Source organism: Streptomyces sp. NBC_00203 (genome assembly GCF_045206325.1).
Taxonomy (GTDB): Bacteria; Actinomycetota; Actinomycetes; order Streptomycetales; family Streptomycetaceae; genus Streptomyces; species Streptomyces lutosisoli.
In genome coordinates this window covers 7,475,806-7,491,928 of sequence record NZ_CP108126.1, presented here as the reverse complement: position 1 = coordinate 7,491,928, position 16,123 = coordinate 7,475,806, and the positions used below count along the sequence as shown (strand labels likewise).

At 71.7% G+C, this 16,123-nt stretch carries 11 protein-coding genes; 4 read left to right on the top strand and 7 right to left on the bottom strand.

Going from position 1 to position 16,123, the window contains the following annotated elements; genetic code table 11:
* Positions 1-91: 91 nt before the first annotated feature.
* Positions 92-1,723 (bottom strand): L-glutamate gamma-semialdehyde dehydrogenase, encoded by a 1,632-nt coding sequence (gene pruA / locus OG975_RS33530; protein ID WP_406333035.1) that lies wholly within the window; start codon positions 1,721-1,723, stop codon positions 92-94.
* Between the two features lie 36 nt (positions 1,724-1,759).
* Complete coding sequence (locus OG975_RS33525; RefSeq protein ID WP_406333034.1) at positions 1,760-2,686, bottom strand: proline dehydrogenase family protein; 927 nt, start codon at positions 2,684-2,686, stop codon at positions 1,760-1,762.
* A 164-nt stretch (positions 2,687-2,850) separates the two neighbouring features.
* Here OG975_RS33525 and OG975_RS33520 point away from each other — a divergent pair, with 164 nt between their 5' ends.
* Entirely contained in the window at positions 2,851-4,053 is a 1,203-nt protein-coding gene (locus OG975_RS33520; RefSeq protein WP_406333033.1) for a PucR family transcriptional regulator, read from the top strand.
* A gap of 99 nt (positions 4,054-4,152) precedes the next feature.
* On the opposite strand, the gene OG975_RS33515 is transcribed toward OG975_RS33520, so the two are convergent.
* Positions 4,153-5,586: a PLP-dependent aminotransferase family protein gene (locus OG975_RS33515; protein WP_406333032.1), complete on the bottom strand. Its 1,434-nt coding sequence runs from the start codon at positions 5,584-5,586 to the stop codon at positions 4,153-4,155.
* Between the two features lie 47 nt (positions 5,587-5,633).
* Between OG975_RS33515 and OG975_RS33510 the strand changes: the two genes are divergently transcribed.
* Complete coding sequence (locus OG975_RS33510; RefSeq protein WP_406333031.1) at positions 5,634-6,854, top strand: MFS transporter; 1,221 nt, start codon at positions 5,634-5,636, stop codon at positions 6,852-6,854.
* A gap of 69 nt (positions 6,855-6,923) precedes the next feature.
* Here OG975_RS33510 and OG975_RS33505 read toward each other — a convergent pair whose 3' ends face one another.
* A complete protein-coding gene (locus OG975_RS33505) occupies positions 6,924-7,514 on the bottom strand; it encodes a TetR/AcrR family transcriptional regulator (RefSeq protein ID WP_406333029.1) in 591 nt (196 codons plus the stop codon).
* A gap of 111 nt (positions 7,515-7,625) precedes the next feature.
* Between OG975_RS33505 and OG975_RS33500 the strand changes: the two genes are divergently transcribed.
* The gene (locus OG975_RS33500; protein ID WP_406333028.1) at positions 7,626-9,185 is read left to right on the top strand and encodes an MFS transporter; all 1,560 of its coding nucleotides are present in this window, start codon (positions 7,626-7,628) and stop codon (positions 9,183-9,185) included.
* A gap of 311 nt (positions 9,186-9,496) precedes the next feature.
* Positions 9,497-12,463: an AAA family ATPase gene (locus OG975_RS33495; protein WP_406333027.1), complete on the top strand. Its 2,967-nt coding sequence runs from the start codon at positions 9,497-9,499 to the stop codon at positions 12,461-12,463.
* A gap of 121 nt (positions 12,464-12,584) precedes the next feature.
* On the opposite strand, the gene serA is transcribed toward OG975_RS33495, so the two are convergent.
* From serA to ilvN, 3 genes are all read right to left on the bottom strand, one after another.
* Positions 12,585-14,174, bottom strand: coding sequence for a phosphoglycerate dehydrogenase (gene serA / locus OG975_RS33490; RefSeq protein WP_406333026.1), 1,590 nt, complete (start codon positions 14,172-14,174; stop codon positions 12,585-12,587).
* A gap of 288 nt (positions 14,175-14,462) precedes the next feature.
* Positions 14,463-15,461, bottom strand: a complete 999-nt coding sequence (ilvC, locus tag OG975_RS33485; protein ID WP_327431935.1) for a ketol-acid reductoisomerase — start codon at positions 15,459-15,461, stop codon at positions 14,463-14,465.
* Between the two features lie 115 nt (positions 15,462-15,576).
* Positions 15,577-16,104, bottom strand: a complete 528-nt coding sequence (gene ilvN, locus OG975_RS33480; RefSeq protein WP_327431934.1) for an acetolactate synthase small subunit — start codon at positions 16,102-16,104, stop codon at positions 15,577-15,579.
* Positions 16,105-16,123: the final 19 nt, after the last annotated feature.

Below are 16,123 nucleotides of genomic sequence, written 5' to 3'. Positions count from 1 at the left end.
GTCCCCGTACCACCGGTGACGTCGACATGGAAACGGGCCGGGAAGCCTGCTCGGGGGGTCAGGCTTCCCGGCCCGGGTGTGCGGGGGCGTGTCAGCCCATGTGCGGGTAGCCGTAGTCGGTCGGCGGGACCAGCGTCTCCTTGATGGCGCGGGTCAGCGTCCAGCGCATCAGGTTCTGCGGGGCGCCCGCCTTGTCGTTGGTGCCGGAGGCACGGCCGCCGCCGAAGGGCTGCTGGCCGACGACGGCGCCGGTCGACTTGTCGTTGATGTAGAAGTTGCCGGCCGCGTAGCGGAGCTTGTCCATCGTGTACGCCGCCGCCGCGCGGTCGTTCGAGATGACCGCGCCCGTCAGCGCGTAGTCCGAGGCCGACTCCATCTGGGTCAGCATCTCGTCGTACTGGTCGTCCTCGTAGACGTGCACGGCGAGGAACGGACCGAAGTACTCGGTCTTGAAGATCTCGTTCTCCGGGTCCGAGCACTCGACGACGGTCGGGCGCACGAAGTAGCCGACGGAGTCGTCGTACGAGCCGCCCGCGACGATCGTGCAGGTCTCGTCCGCCTTGGCGCGGTCGATGGCCGCCTTGTTCTTGGCGAACGCGCGCTCGTCGATGACCGCGCCGATGAAGTTCGACAGGTCGGTGACGTCACCCATGGTCAGGTAGTCGACCTCGGCCGCGAACTCCTCCTTGAAACCGGAGTTCCAGATGGAGGCCGGGATGTACGCGCGCGAGGTCGCGGAGCACTTCTGGCCCTGGTACTCGAAGGAACCGCGGGTGAGCGCCGTCTTCAGGACCGCGCGGTCGGCCGACGGGTGGGCCACCAGGAAGTCCTTGCCGCCGGTCTCGCCGACCAGGCGCGGGTACGAGCGGTACTTCTCGATGTTGGTGCCGACCGTCTTCCACAGGTACTGGAAGGTCTTGGTCGAACCGGTGAAGTGGATGCCCGCGAGGTCCCGGTGCTCCAGGGCCACCTTGGACACCTCGATGCCGTCACCGGTGACGAGGTTGATGACGCCCTTGGGCAGGCCCGCCTCCTCCAGGAGCTGCATCAGCAGCACGGCGGCGTGGGTCTGCGTCGGGGACGGCTTCCAGACGACGACGTTGCCCATCAGCGCGGGCGCGGTCGGCAGGTTGCCCGCGATCGCCGTGAAGTTGAAGGGCGTGATCGCGTAGACGAAGCCCTCCAGCGGACGGTGGTCGAGGCGGTTCCAGACGCCCGGGGAGTTCGCCGGGGGCTGCTCGGCGAGCAGGTCACGGGCGTACTTGACGTTGAAGCGCCAGAAGTCGACGAGCTCGCACGGGGTGTCGATCTCGGCCTGCTGAGCGGTCTTCGACTGGCCGAGCATGGTGGACGCGGCGAGGGTCTCGCGCCAGGGTCCGGCCAGCAGCTCGGCGGCGCGCAGGATGATCGCGGCGCGGTCGTCGAAGGCCATCGCGCGCCAGGCCGGGGCGGCGGCCAGGGCGGCGTCGACGGCGGCCTGGGCGTCGGCCTGCGTGGCGTTCGCGTAGGTGCCGATGCGGGCCTTGTGGTTGTGCGGCTGCACGACGTCGACACGCTCGCCGCCGCCCATCCGCCGCTCGCCGCCGATGGTCATCGGCAGGTCGATCGGGTTCTCGGCCAGCTCCTTGAGCTTGGCCTCCAGACGGGCGCGCTCGGGAGAGCCGGGGGCGTAGCCGTGCACCGGCTCGTTGACGGGGGTGGGGACCTGGGTCACAGCGTCCATGGGTTCCGTACTCCTTTATGAGCGGGTGGTTCGGACTCAGCCCTTGGTGAGGATCGAACGGGCGAAGAAGAGGAGGTTGGCCGGCTTCTCCGCGAGGCGGCGCATGAAGTAGCCGTACCAGTCGGTGCCGTACGCGGTGTACACGCGCATGCGGTGGCCCTCGGCGGCGAGCCGCAGGTGCTCCTCGCCGCGGATGCCGTAGAGCATCTGGAACTCGTACTCGTCCAGCTTGCGCCCGGCCTTGCGGGCGAGCTCCTGTGCGATGGAGATGAGGCGCGGGTCGTGGGACCCGATCATCGGGTAGCCCTCGCCCTCCATCAGGATCTTCAGGATGCGGACGTACGCCTTGTCGGTCTCGGCCTTCTGCTGGTAGGCGACCTCGGCGGGCTCCTTGTAGGCGCCCTTCACCAGGCGTACGCGGCTGCCGCTGTCGGCGAGGCGGCGGGCGTCGGCCTCGGTGCGGAACAGGTAGGCCTGGATGACGCAGCCGGTCTGCGGGAAGTCCTTCCGCAGCTCCTCATGGATGGCGAACATCGAGTCGAGGGTGGTGTGGTCCTCGGCGTCCAGCGTGACCGTCGTACCGATGGCGGCGGCGGCCTCGACGACCGGGCGGACATTGGCGAGGGCGAGCTCGTGGCCGCCCTCCAGCGCCTGGCCGAACATGGACAGCTTGACGGACATCTCGGCCTTCGTACCGAGGTCCAGCTCCTTGAGGTGCTCGATGAGCTCCAGGTACGCGTCCCGGGCGGCGAAGGCCTGCTCGCGAGTGGTGATGTCCTCGCCGACGACGTCGAGGGTGACTTCGAGGCCCTTGTCGACGGCGTCCTGGACGATCGGGACGACCTGGTCGACGGTCTCGCCGGCGATGAAGCGGGCGACCACCTGCTTGGTGCCGGGGGCCGCCGACACAAAGCGGCGCATCCTGTCGCTGCGCGACGCGGCGAGAATCACGGGACCCAGCACGGGGCACCTCCACAACAAAGCCAGTAGGAGGCCGAATCCCGACGATTCGGGTACGGCACGGAGAACCACCGTGAAACCTAAGGATCCCTCCGATCCTCGGCCATCGACAGCTGTCACGCATCCGTGCCCTGGATCTCAGACATATGTATGAAGGCCTTGCGGAAATGAGGGAGAATGCCCGGGTGAGCGGCGAATACAGAGGCGACTACCAAGAGCTGGTCGATGAGATCTCGGCGCTGCTCGGCGCTCCCGCGACCCTGGAGAACCGGGACTTCGAGCTCATCGCCTTCGGCGCGTACGACAGCGAGGGGGAGCTCGATCCCTCGGACCTCGACCCCGTGCGTACCCGCTCGATCCTCACCCGCCGCTCCACCACGGCGGTCCGCACCTGGTTCGAGGGCTTCGGCATCACCCGCGCCACCGGCCCGGTCCGTATCCCGCCGACCCCGGAGGCGGGGGTGTACCGGGGACGGATCTGTCTCCCCGTACGCCATCGGGGTGTCGTCCTCGGCTACGTCTGGCTGCTCGACGACGACCCCGGCCCCACCGACACCCAGCTGACCGCCGCCATGGAGGTCGCCTCCCGCATCGGCGCCCTGCTCGCGGACGAGGCCCAGGCCGGTGCGGACCTCACCCGCGAGCTGCGCGCCGTCCTCACCGCCGAGCGCGGCTGGCAGCGCGACATGGCGGTCGCCGAACTGCGCACGGCGCTCGGCCCGCGCGGCGACGGCCTGCACACCGTCGTCTGCGTCGCCCCCTGGCCCTCGGCCGACCCGGACGACGCCCCTTCCGCCCGTACGGTGCCGGGGGCGACGGCGCTGTGCACGGTGCCGTGGGGTGCAGCCGGGCAGAGCCTCGCGCTGCTCGTACGGCTCCGCTCGGCGGACGTACTGACTCCGGCGCTGACGGCGGCTTCGCGGTTCGTACGGGAGGCGGAGGGGGCCGGCGCGGGAACGAAGCCGGCGGCCGGGGTCGCCGAGGCCCGTGTCGGCCTGGCCGAGCTGGGCGCCGCCTGGCAGGAGGCGTCCGCCGCGGCGCGAGCGGTGCTGGCCGAGCCGCGCCTCGGTCCGGTCGCCGAGTGGGCGTCCATCGGGCCCTTCCGGCTCCTGACGTCCCTGCCCCCGGAGGCCGCCCACGACCCCGCCGTACGGACCCTGTTGACCCCCGCCCACCGCGAACTCGCCCGCACCGCCGAGGTGTTCCTCGACCGCGCGGGCCAAGCGGGGCGCACGGCAGCCGAGTTGGGCATCCACCGCCAGACGCTCTACTACCGTCTCTCCCGCGTCGAACAGCTCACCGGCCTGGACCTGGACGACGGGGAGGACCGGCTGCTGCTGCACATGGCGTTGAAGGGGGCGCGGCTCTGATCCTCCGGGGCGTAGAAGTGGGGCAGGCCGTGCCGGCGTCGGCGCGGGTGTGGCGGCGCGCGGCCCACAGGCCGTCCCTCTCGATCACCGTCACGGTCCTCACGACGCGTGGCGAACCGCCGGAGTTCCGGGTCCGCCGAGCAGATCGCCGATCGCCGCGATGCCCTCGGCGATCGCCCGCTCCCCCACGTCGCCGAAGCCCAGCACGAGTTGGACCGGTGTGGTCGCGTGCGTGGAGCGGCACGGGCTCATGCCGTAGAGGCCGACGGACCGTTCCCGTGCCGCGATGACGACGGCCTGTTCGTCGGCGGAGGCCGCGAGGTGGGCGACGGCGTGGAACCCCGCGGCGAGGCCGGTGAGCCGGACCTCGGGGGCGTGGGCGGCGAGGGCGGAGACCAGAGCCGTACGCCGGGTCGCGTAGCGCGTGCGCATGCGGCGCAGATGGCGGTCGTAGCGGCCGGACTCGATCAGCTTCGCGAGGGCGAGCTGGTCGAGGGCCGGGGAGCCGCGGTCGGTGAGGCGCTTGGCCTCCGTGAGCGGGGCGGTGAGCACGGGCGGGCAGAGCACCCAGCCGATGCGCAGCGCCGGGGCGAGGGACTTGCTGACGGTGCCGAGGGAGATGACCCGGTCCGCGGCGAGCCCCTGGAGCGCGCCCACGGGCTCGCGGTCGTAGCGGAACTCGGCGTCGTAGTCGTCCTCGATGACGTACGCGTCCCGTCGCATGGCCCACTCGATGAGAGCGAGCCGGCGGTCGGGGGCGAGGACGACTCCGGTGGGCCATTGGTGCGCGGGCGTGACGATCACGGCCCGTGCTCCGGTCGCGTCGAGCGCCCGTACGTCGATGCCGTCGTCGTCGACCGGGACGGGCACCGCCGTGAGTCCGACAGCCTCGGCGGCGGCCGTCGCGGTGGCTGGCCCGCCCGGGTCCTCGTACGCCACGACCCGCACACCGCTCCGCGCCAGGCTGCGCAACGCGAGCCCGAGGCCCTGCGCATAGCCGGAACAGACCACGATCCGCTCGGGGTCGGCCGCGGCGGCACGCACCCGGCGCAGATAGCCGGCGATGACCTCGCGCAGGGCCGAACTGCCGCGCGGATCGCCGTAGTCGAGCTCTGTCGTCGGCATGGCGCGGCCCGCCTCGCGCAGCGCCCAGAGCCAGTCGGCGAGCGGGAAACCGCCCAAGTCCGGTACGCCGTGCCGGAAGTCGGCAATCAGGCGCGGGGCCGCCGGGTGCGCGGAGGGGGGCGCGGGCGGCACATGGGCGCCTGCCGCGACCCGGGTGGCGGAGCCGACGCGCGTCACAAGGTAGCCCTCCGCCTGGAGTTGGGCGTAGCAGTCCTGGACCAGTCCCCTCGACAGGCCGAGCTCGCGGGCGAGTTCACGGGAGGACGGGAGACGTTCGCCGGCGCCCAGCCGACCGGTGCGGATCGCGTCGCGCAGCTGCCGTTCGAGCTGCGCGCGCAACTGCTCACAGCTGCCCCGGTCGACGGACAGGAGCAGTTCGGGCGACAGACCGGCCCACTGCGGAGGCATGGAATTGGAGCTTACCGGCGGTCCGCCCGGTGCCTAGCGTCGTTCCCATGACGACTCCGCCGACTCCGCCGACGCCCCCGACACCTCCGACGCCCCCATCGACCGCGCCGACCGCGCCGGGGCCCGCCGACCGGCCGCCCCTCCTCACCCGCCCGTTGATGCTCCGTTTCGTGAGCCTGATCGGCTCCTCGGTGAGCTTCTTCCTGCTGCTGTCGGTCGTCCCCCGTTACGCGACGGCGTCGGGCGCGGGCCTCGCCACCGGCGCCCTGATGCTCTCCACGGTCCTCGGTGAACTGGCCGCTCCCCGCTTCGTCGCCCGCCGTGGCTACCGCGTCGCGCTGGTCGCCGGGCTCTGCCTGCTCGGCGCGCCCGCGCTCGTCCTGACCGTCTCCCACTCCCTGGTGTGGGTCACGGCGGTCTGCCTGGTCCGCGGCCTGGGTTTCGCGCTTACTCTCGTGGCGGGCGGCGCGCTCACCGCGTCGCTGATCCCTGCCGAGCGCCGCGGCGAGGGTCTGGCACTGGTGGGCCTCGTCTCCGGCGTACCGTCGCTGATCGCCCTGCCGCTGGGCGTGTGGCTCGCCGCGCACGTGGGGTACACGCCCGTCGCCGTGACCGCGGGCGTCGCCGCGCTGGCCGCGATCGCCTCCGTACCGGGCCTGCCGGACCGGGAGTTGACGTCGGGGAAGCCGGTGGGCGTGGTGGCCGGCCTGCGCACCGGGGGCCTGGTCCGCCCTGCCGTGGTGTTCGCGACCACCGCGCTCGCGACCGGGATCATCGTCACCTTCCTGCCGCTCGCCGTCCCCGCCGCGCACACGGGGGTCGTCGCCGTGGCCCTCTTCGTCCAGCCCGCCGCGTCGACCGCGGCCCGCTGGACGGCGGGCCGTCACGCCGACCGGCACGGCTCCGCGCACCTCGTACTGCCCGCCCTGCTCCTCTCCTCCCTCGGCATGCTGATCACGGCGCTGACCTCCAGCCCGGTCGCCGTCCTCGCCGGGGTGACCGTCTTCGGCATCGGCTTCGGCATCGCCCAGAACGCCACGCTGACCCTGATGTACGCACGGGTCCCGGCGTCCGGATACAGCACCGTCACCGCCCTGTGGAACCTCGCGTACGACGGCGGCATGGGCGCCGGCGCGGTCGGCTTCGGCGCGGTCGCCGGGTGGACGGGCTATCCGTCGGCGTTCGCCGCGACGGCCGTACTGATGCTGGTGGCACTGATCCCGGCCTGCCGGGACCGGCGGGCGGGCAGCCCGAGGGAGAATCATTGACCGCCGTACGCCACTTCGCGGACCCCGCGATCGAGACGCGCGAGGGCCGACTCGTACCGGCCTGACGCCTCAGCCGCCCGATTTCTCCGCCGCGTCGATCACCCGCCGCAGCCCCTCGGTCAACTGCTCCGCGGTCGTCGCCGACCCCGCGTCGAAAAGCCACTGCACGCAGAGCCCGTTGAGCAGCGTCTGATAGAAGCCGCCGAGCGAGCGCAGCGTCTCGTCGTCGACGTCGGCCTCGGATCCGCCCATGAGCAAGGGGATGATTCCCCGGCGCCCCTCGTCCGAGGCCTTCACCAAGAGCTCGCGGACCGTGGGCAGCCGGTCGGCGTTGGTGATGACCTCAAAGGTGAGCATCCAGATCGGGCGGGCCTCGACGAAGGACTTGGTGACGTTCGCCCAGACCTCCTGGAAGCGTTCGAGGGAGCCCGGCTCCCCTGCCACGGCGCCCCCGCCGAAGCCTTCGAACGTGTCGCCGACGTTCGAGATCAGATCGACGTACGCCGCCGCGAGCAGCGCGTCCTTCGATCCGTAGTGGTAGCCGATGGACGCCAGGTTCGTCCCGGACTCCTTCACGATGTCGCGCGCCGTCGTGCGCGCGAACCCCTTTTCCAGCAGGCAGCGCTTGGCGCCTTCGAGCAGATCCTCACGGTGTCCCATGCGAGCCAGCGTACCCCCCGATCCATACAACCGTCCCAGACCGACGTCCTAATCAACTGTCTTACACGCTCGTACTAGACAAGCGTTTAAGACGCCCGTACAGTCCCTGCCATGACGAAGAACTCGACGAACCCGACGAGCTCCACCCCCGCACCCGGCGCCCTCGCCGGCCGCCGCGAATGGACCGCCCTCGGCGTCCTGATGCTTCCGCTGCTCCTGGTCTCGATGGACGTCTCGGTCCTCTACTTCGCGATCCCCGCGATCAGCGCGGACCTGGAGCCGAGCGGCACCCAGCAGCTCTGGATCTTCGACATCTACGCGTTCGTGCTCGCCGGTCTGCTGATGACGATGGGTTCGCTCGGCGACCGCATCGGCCGCCGCAAGCTCCTCCTCTTCGGCGCCGCCGCCTTCGGCACCGCCTCGGTGATAGCGGCGTACGCCAACAGCGCCGAGACCCTGATCGCGGCCCGCGCTCTCCTCGGCATCGGCGGCGCGACCCTGATGCCGTCGACGATGGCGATCATCCGGACGATGTTCACGGATCCCGGTCAGCGCGCGAAGGCGATCGGTATGTGGTCCGGCGTCATGACCGGTGGTATCGCGCTCGGTTCGGTGATGAGCGGTGTCCTCGTCGAGTACTTCTGGTGGGGCTCGGTCTTCCTGGTCAACCTGCCCGCGATGGTGCTGCTGCTGGTCCTCGGCCCGATCCTGCTGCCCGAGTCCAAGAATCCGGAGCCCGGCCGCTTCGACCTGCTGAGCGTGCCGCTGTCCATGGCCGCCGTGCTGCCCGTCATCTACGGCGTCAAGGAGATCCCCTCCGAGGGCTGGAACGTCCGCTACGTCGTCTCGATCACCGTCGGCCTGCTCTTCGCCGTCCTCTTCGTCCACCGCCAGCGCACCGCGAAGTCCCCGCTGATCTCCCCGGCCCTGTTCCGCGGCCACGGCTTCGCCCCCGCCGTCGTCCTCAACCTCATCGCTTCCTTCGGGATGCTGGGTTCGGCGTACTTCACCACCCAGTACCTCCAGTCCGTGCTCGGCAAGAGCTCCATGGAGGCCGCGCTGTGGGCGCTGCTCCCCACCGTGCTGGTCGGCGTGGCCGCGCCGGTCGCCGCGCAGCTCGTGCAGAAGGGTGTGCACCGCGCCCACGTCGTCTCCGGCGGCTTCGTCACCGCCGCGTGCGGGTACGGGCTGCTGGCGCTCGCCGGCACCGACTCGATATGGCTGGTCCTGGCCGGCGCGGGCGTCCTCGCCTCGGGAATCGTCACCGTGATGTCCCAGATGATGGACCTGGCGCTGGGCACCGTCCCCGTCGGCAACGCGGGCGCCGCCTCCTCCCTGCTGGAGACGGGCGCGGAGTTCGGCGGCGCCCTGGGCATGGCCGTCCTCGGCTCCATCGGCACCGCGGTCTACCGCCACGACATCCCGTCCGGCGCCCCGGCCGCGGCCCACGAGACCCTCGGCGGCGCCCTGGCCGTCGCCCACCAACTGCCGGGCGACGCGGGCCAGGCGCTGGCGACGGCCGCACGGGAGGCGTTCACCAGCGGTATGCAGGCCGCGGCCATCGCTGGCGTGATCCTGCTGCTGGGCGCGGCGGCCCTGGCCACGGCGACGCTCCGCAAGGTGAACGTCCACGAGACCGAGGCTCCGGAAGCTGCGGAGTCCCTCGTCTGAGAGGGCCGCGTTCTTTCGCCCCCGCCGCCCCTACCCGTCCCATCCCTGGGGGCTGCGCCCCCAGACCCCCGCTCAAAAGATTGCGCAGTTCCCCGCGCCCCTTTTAGGGGCGCGGGGCTGTGTCGATATGCGGCTCCGCCGCGTGGGCGCGAACGGCCCCCACCGGCCCGCAGACGAAGAACCAGGGCGGCCGGGGGTTGCGGGGCGCAGCCCCGCTTCTAGGGGCGCGGGGAACTGCGCGACCAGCCCCCACCGGCCCGCAGCCAACGGACAAGCCCACCCTGTCAGCCCCGCATGCCAGGATGGCCCCCGTGGCACAGACATTCGGTACGCCGTTCATCGGCCGGGAGGACGAACTCGCCCGGCTCACCGGCGTGCTGGAGCGGGCCCGGGCCGGCGACCCCCGCGCCGTCCTGGTCGGGGGCGACGCCGGCGTCGGCAAGACCCGCACGCTGGCGGAGGCCGCCACCCAGGCCGCGGCCACCGGCATGACCGTCCTCACCGGCCACTGCGTGGACCTGGGCGACGTGGGCCTGCCGTACCTGCCGTTCACGGAGATCCTCGGCGTCCTGGCCGCCGACGACCGGTTCGCCCCCGCCTTCGCGGCGCACCCGGCCGTGGACCGCCTCCTCGGCAGCGGCACCGGCACCGCGCCGGACCCCGGCAGCCGGCTGCAACTCTTCGAGGGCATGGCCGGCCTCCTCGCCGACCTCGCCGACATCACCCCGCTCCTGCTGGTCCTCGAAGACCTCCACTGGGCGGACCAGTCCTCCCGGGACCTCCTCCGTTTCCTGCTCAGCCGCGGCCTCCTCCAGCGCCCGCGACCCGGCGCCCCCGCCCGCCGCCTGGCGGTCTTCGCCTCGTACCGCGCGGACGACCTGCACCGCCGCCACCCCCTGCGTCCTCTCCTCGCCGAGCTGATCCGGCTGCCCGCCGTCGACCGGGTGGAGCTGCGGCCGATGGCGGACGCCGAAGTGGCCCGTCTCGTAAGGGCGTTGGGCACGGACCCACTGCCGGACGCCACGGTCCGCCGTATCGTCGACCGCGCCGAGGGCAACGCCTTCTACGCGGAGGAACTGCTCGCCGCCCTGCCCGGCGACTTCGACCCGGCCTCGCCCGCCATGCCGAGCGGCCTGGCCGACGTCCTCCTCATCCGCATCGAGCAGCTCTCCGAGACCGCCCAGCAGGTGCTGCGCACGGCCGCCGTCGCCGGGCGCCGCGTCGAGCACGGCCTGCTGCGTGACGCCGTACAACTGCCGGAGGACGAGCTGGAGTCGGCGCTGCGCGAGGCCGTCGGCCGGCAACTGCTGGTCCCCGACGAAGACGCCGCGTACTCGTTCCGGCACGCCCTCACCCGCGAGGCGGTGTACGCCGATCTGCTGCCCGGCGAGCGGGTCAGACTGCACGGGGCGTTCGCCAAACTCCTTGCCGGGCACGGCCGTTCGGCGGAGCGCGCGGCGGAGCGGGCCCACCACTCGCGCGAGAGTCACGACCTCGCCGACGCGCTCACGGCCTCACTCGAAGCCGCCGACCACGCCCAGCGGGTCGGCGCGCCCGCCGAGGAGCTGCGCCATCTGGAGACTGCACTTGAGCTGTGGCCCTCGGTGGACTCTGCCGCCCGCCCCGAGGACGGCGACTCGGTGACCCTCACCCTGCGCGCCTCCGCTGCCGCCGCGCGCGCCGGCGAGACCCACCGGGCGGTCCACCTCACCCGCGCCGCCCTCGCCAGGGCCGGCTCGGACGCGGACTCCGAACTCGCCGCCCGTGTCCGCTACACGCTCGCGGGCAACCTGCTGCGCATCGACAACCTGGAGGCCGCGTTCACGTACAGCAGCGAGGCGCTCGCCATGATCCCCGCCGACCCCCCGTCGTACACCTGGGTGTGGGCGGCGGCGACCCACGCCATGGCGGCGCGGTACGTGGGGAAGGACGAGGACGCCGCGCGGGTCGCCCGGCAGGCGCTGCGCACCGCCGAGGAGCTCCGGCTGGCCGACGCCCAGGCCGACTTGATGATCTCCCTGGTCGGCCTGGACGCGCACAACCGGCGTACGCCGCAGGGCCGGGACCGGCTGCGGGCGGCCCGCGAGCTGGCCCGGGGCGCCGGCAACATCCCGGTCGAGATGCGCGCGCTCTACAACCTGGCCGTCGGGTGCTACGAATCCGGTGACCTCGACGAGTGCCTGACCTCGCTCTCCGACGGCCTGGACCGCGCCCGCCGCGCCGGTCTCCTCTCCTCGCCGTACGCCCTGGAGCTGCGCTACCTCCAGTCCCTGGTGCTCTACACGCTGGGCCGCTGGGACGAGTGCGCCCGGGCGGCCGCCGCGGACGCCGAACGGCTGCCCGCCGCGGGCGGGTTCGCGACCGGGCCCGCTCTGTATGTCGCCCTGGCGCGCGGCGATGAGGACGCCGCCGACCGCGCCCGCGCCCTCCTCGACGGGCCGTTCGACTGGATGGCCACGGTCGTCGCGGGCATCGCGCTGACCGACGACGCCGCCGTACGAGGGGACGCCGAGGGCGCCGTCGAGTGGATGCGAGGCACCCTCGCGACGATCACCGGCGACACAGCCACCGACCGGCCCGACGTCGGTGTGCGGCTCGCCGCGCTCGCCCTGTCCGCGGTCGCCGACACGGCCGCGGAGCTGCGGCTGACCGGCGACGAGGCGGGGGCGCGCCGCTGGGCCGGCACCGCCACCGAGCTGGTGGAGGTGGCCCGGGCCACGGCGGCCAAGGGCGAGGACGGCTCGCGGCAGGGCCCGGAGGGGCTGGCATGGCTGGCCCGCGCCGAGGCGGAGTGGCTGCGCGCGCGGTCGGGGCCGGACGTGGCGGCCTGGGAGAAGGCCGTCGCCGCGTTCGGGTACGGCGATCCGTACGAGCTCGCGCGCTGCGAGCGGCGGCTGGCCGAGGCGCTGTTGGCCGCGGACCGCCGTGAGGAGGCGGCCGCGCGGGCCCGCGCGGCCCGCGACACCGCCGTGCGCCTCGGCGCGGTGCCGCTGCGCGAGGCCCTGGACGCCCTCATCCGGCGCGGGCGGCTCGACGGGGCGCCGTCCGCTGCGGAGCGGATTCCCCTGCTGACCGCCCGGGAGGGCGATGTCCTGCGGCTGCTCGCCCGGGGGCGGACCAACCGTCAGATCGGCGAGGAGCTGTTCATCACGGGCAAGACGGCGAGCGTACACGTGTCCAACATCCTGGCCAAGCTGGGGGCCGCGAGCCGCACGGAGGCCGTGGCCATCGCCTATCGCGAGGGCCTGGTCGAACCGGGGGCGACAGCGTCCACATGACGTGTCGTACGGGCGTCCACGTGACGTGCCGTACGACCGAGGGCCGGGCCACCCGAAGGTGCCCCGGCCCTCAACTGCCGTACAGGAAGCCGTCGTACAGGACGGCGTCGTACAACGAACCTCAGACGAGGTTCACCGACCGCGCCGACGTGGCGCCGATCTCCTCGGCGACCTCGGACAGGACGGCCTGCGGGACCGTGTCGTCGACGGTGAGGACCGCGAGGGCCTCGCCGCCGGCGGCCGCGCGGGCGACCTGCATGCCGGCGATGTTGATGCCCGCCTCGCCGAAGATGCGGCCGACGGTACCGACGACACCGGGACGGTCCTCGTAGCTCAGCACGACCATGTGGTCGGCCAGGGCCAGGTCCACGTCGTAGTCACCGACCGCGACGATCTTCTGGAGGTGCTTGGGACCGGCGAGCGTGCCGGAGACCGAGACCTCCTGGCCGTCGCTGAGCGTGCCGCGCACGGTGACGACGTTGCGGTGGTCCGGGGACTCGCTCGACGTGGTCAGACGGACCTCGACGCCGCGCTCCTGCGCGAACAGCGGGGCGTTGACGTACGACACCGTCTCGTCGACGACGTCCTCGAAGACGCCCTTGAGCGCGGAGAGTTCGAGCACCTTGACGTCGTGCTGGGTGATCTCGCCGTACACCTCGACGTCGAGGCGGACCGCGACCTCGCCCGCGAGGGCGGTGAAGATGCGGCCGAGCTTCTCGGCGAGCGGCAGGCCCGGCTTGACGTCCTCGGCGATGACGCCGCCCTGGACGTTCACCGCGTCCGGGACCAGCTCACCGGCGAGGGCGAGGCGCACCGAACGGGCGACGGAGATACCGGCCTTCTCCTGCGCCTCGTCCGTGGAGGCGCCGAGGTGCGGGGTGCAGACGACCTCGTCGAGCTCGAAGAGCGGGGAGTCCGTGCAGGGCTCCTTGGAGTACACGTCCAGGCCGGCGCCCGCGACGCGGCCCTCCTTGAGCGCCGAGTACAGCGCCACCTCGTCGACGATCCCGCCACGCGCGGCGTTGACGATCCGCACCGACGGCTTGACCTTGTGCAGCGCCTCGTCGCCGATGAGACCGACCGTCTCGGGGGTCTTCGGCAGGTGCACGGTGATGAAGTCGGAGACCTCGAGCAGCTCGTCGAGCGAGAGGACCTTGACGCCCATCTGCGCGGCGCGCGCGGGCTGTACGTAGGGGTCGTACGCGACGACCTTCATGCCGAACGCCGACATGCGCTGCGCGACCAGGGCGCCGATGCGGCCGAGGCCGACGACACCGAGGGTCTTCTCGGCCAGCTCGACGCCCGTGTACTTCGAGCGCTTCCACTCGCCGTTCTTCAGCGCCGTGTTGGCCTGGGGGATGTGGCGCGCGGTGGCCAGCAGCAGACCGCAGGCCAGCTCGGCCGCGGTCACGATGTTCGAGGTGGGGGCGTTGACGACCATCACGCCGGCCTTGGTGGCGGCGGAGACGTCCACGTTGTCCAGGCCGACGCCGGCTCGTGCGACGACCTTCAGCTTCTTGGCCGCGGCCACGGCCTCGGCGTCGACCTTGGTGGCCGAACGGATCAGGATCGCGTCGACGTCGGCGATCGCGGGCAGCAGTTCGGCGCGGTCCGCGCCGTTGCAGTGCCGGATCTCGAAGTCCGGGCCCAGGGCGTCGACGGTCGCGGGCGACAGCTCTTCAGCGATGAGTACGACAGGTTTCGAGCTCACGTGAGTCCTCACAGGTCCAATGCGGACGGCCGTCCCGACGGCCGCAGGCGGTGGAGGGTTGTCGCGGCCCCTCGGGGTCGCTTGAGCCGCGTGGAAGACGCACGACGCTGTGGGCCTGACGCGTATGTTGTGCAGCAGTGTAGTGGCGTCGCGGTGGTCGTCTTACGCCGCTGCGGAAGGATCACCCGTCCGTGGCTGGACGGGATGGACAACGCCGTGTTCACCGGCGTTACCCGGGGTTCGACGAAGGGGCCGGGGCGTCCTGCCCCGGCCCCCGCGTCGTACGGCTTACGCCTCGTCGTTCACCCACGACATGAGCTTGCGGAGCTCCTTGCCGGTGGTCTCCAGGAGGCTCTTCTCGTCCTGGCTCTTGTACTCGTTGTACTTCTTCAGACCGCCGTGGTACTCGGCCATCCACTCACGGGCGAACGTCCCGTCCTGGATCTCGGCGAGGACCTTCTTCATCTCGGCCTTGGTGGCGTCCGTGATGATCCGCGGGCCCGTGACGTAGTCGCCCCACTCGGCGGTCTCGGAGACCGACCAGCGCATCTTCTCCAGGCCGCCCTCGTACATGAGGTCGACGATGAGCTTCAGCTCGTGGAGGCACTCGAAGTACGCGATCTCCGGCTGGTAGCCGGCCTCGGTCAGCGTCTCGAAGCCCGCCTTGACCAGCGCCGCCGTACCACCGCACAGGACGGCCTGCTCACCGAACAGGTCGGTCTCGGTCTCCTCGGTGAACGTCGTCTTGATGACGCCGGCACGGGTGCCGCCGATGCCCTTGGCGTACGACAGAGCCAGCGGGAACGCGGAACCGGTCGCGTCCTGCTCCACGGCCGCGATGCACGGAACGCCGCGGCCCTCCTCGTACTGGCGGCGGACCAGGTGACCCGGGCCCTTCGGCGCGACCATGCAGACGTCGATGCCGGCCGGGGGCTTGATGAAGCCGAAGCGGATGTTCAGGCCGTGGCCGAAGAACAGCGCGTCGCCGTCCTTCAGGTTGTCCTTGATGGACTCCTCGTAGACCTGCGCCTGGATCGGGTCCGGCACCAGGATCATGATGACGTCGGCCTCGGCGGCGGCCTCCGACGGCGTCACCACGCGCAGGCCCTGCTCCTCGGCCTTCGCCTTGGACTTGGAGCCCTCGTGCAGACCGACGCGGACGTCGACACCCGAGTCGCGCAGCGACAGCGCGTGGGCGTGGCCCTGGCTGCCGTAGCCGATGACCGCGACCTTGCGGCCCTGGATGATGGACAGGTCGGCGTCGTCGTCGTAGAACAGCTCGGCCACTGGGGTTCTCCTTGGTGTGCGGTGTTGCGTCCCACCGTACGGCGGGCGGGGGAAGGGAAGTTTTCGGGTCTCGGTATGCGGGCGGTCGGCGATCACCGACCGCCCCTACCAAGGATCAGGCTGATCGGTCCAGCGCGCGCAGCGACCGGTCCGTGATCGAACGCGCCCCGCGTCCGATCGCGATCGTGCCGGACTGGACGAGCTCCTTGATGCCGAACGGCTCCAGCATCTTGAGCATGGCCTCCAGCTTGTCGCTGCCGCCGGTGGCCTCGATGGTGACGGCCTCCGGGGAGACGTCCACGGTCTTGGCGCGGAACAGCTGGACGATCTCGACGATCTGGGAGCGCGTCTCGTTGTCGGCGCGCACCTTCACCAGAACGAGTTCGCGCTGAACCGCCGAGGACGGCTCCAGCTCGACGATCTTCAGAACGTTGACGAGCTTGTTGAGCTGCTTGGTGACCTGTTCGAGCGGGAGTGCCTCGATCACGTTCACCACGATGGTGATGCGGGAGATCTCGGGGTGCTCGGTGACACCGACCGCGAGCGAGTCGATGTTGAAGCCGCGGCGCGAGAACAGGGCGGTGATCCGGGCGAGGACACCGGGCTTGTTCTCGACCAGGACGGAGAGCGTGTGCTTGGACATGGGTCTCGTTCCTTTTCCT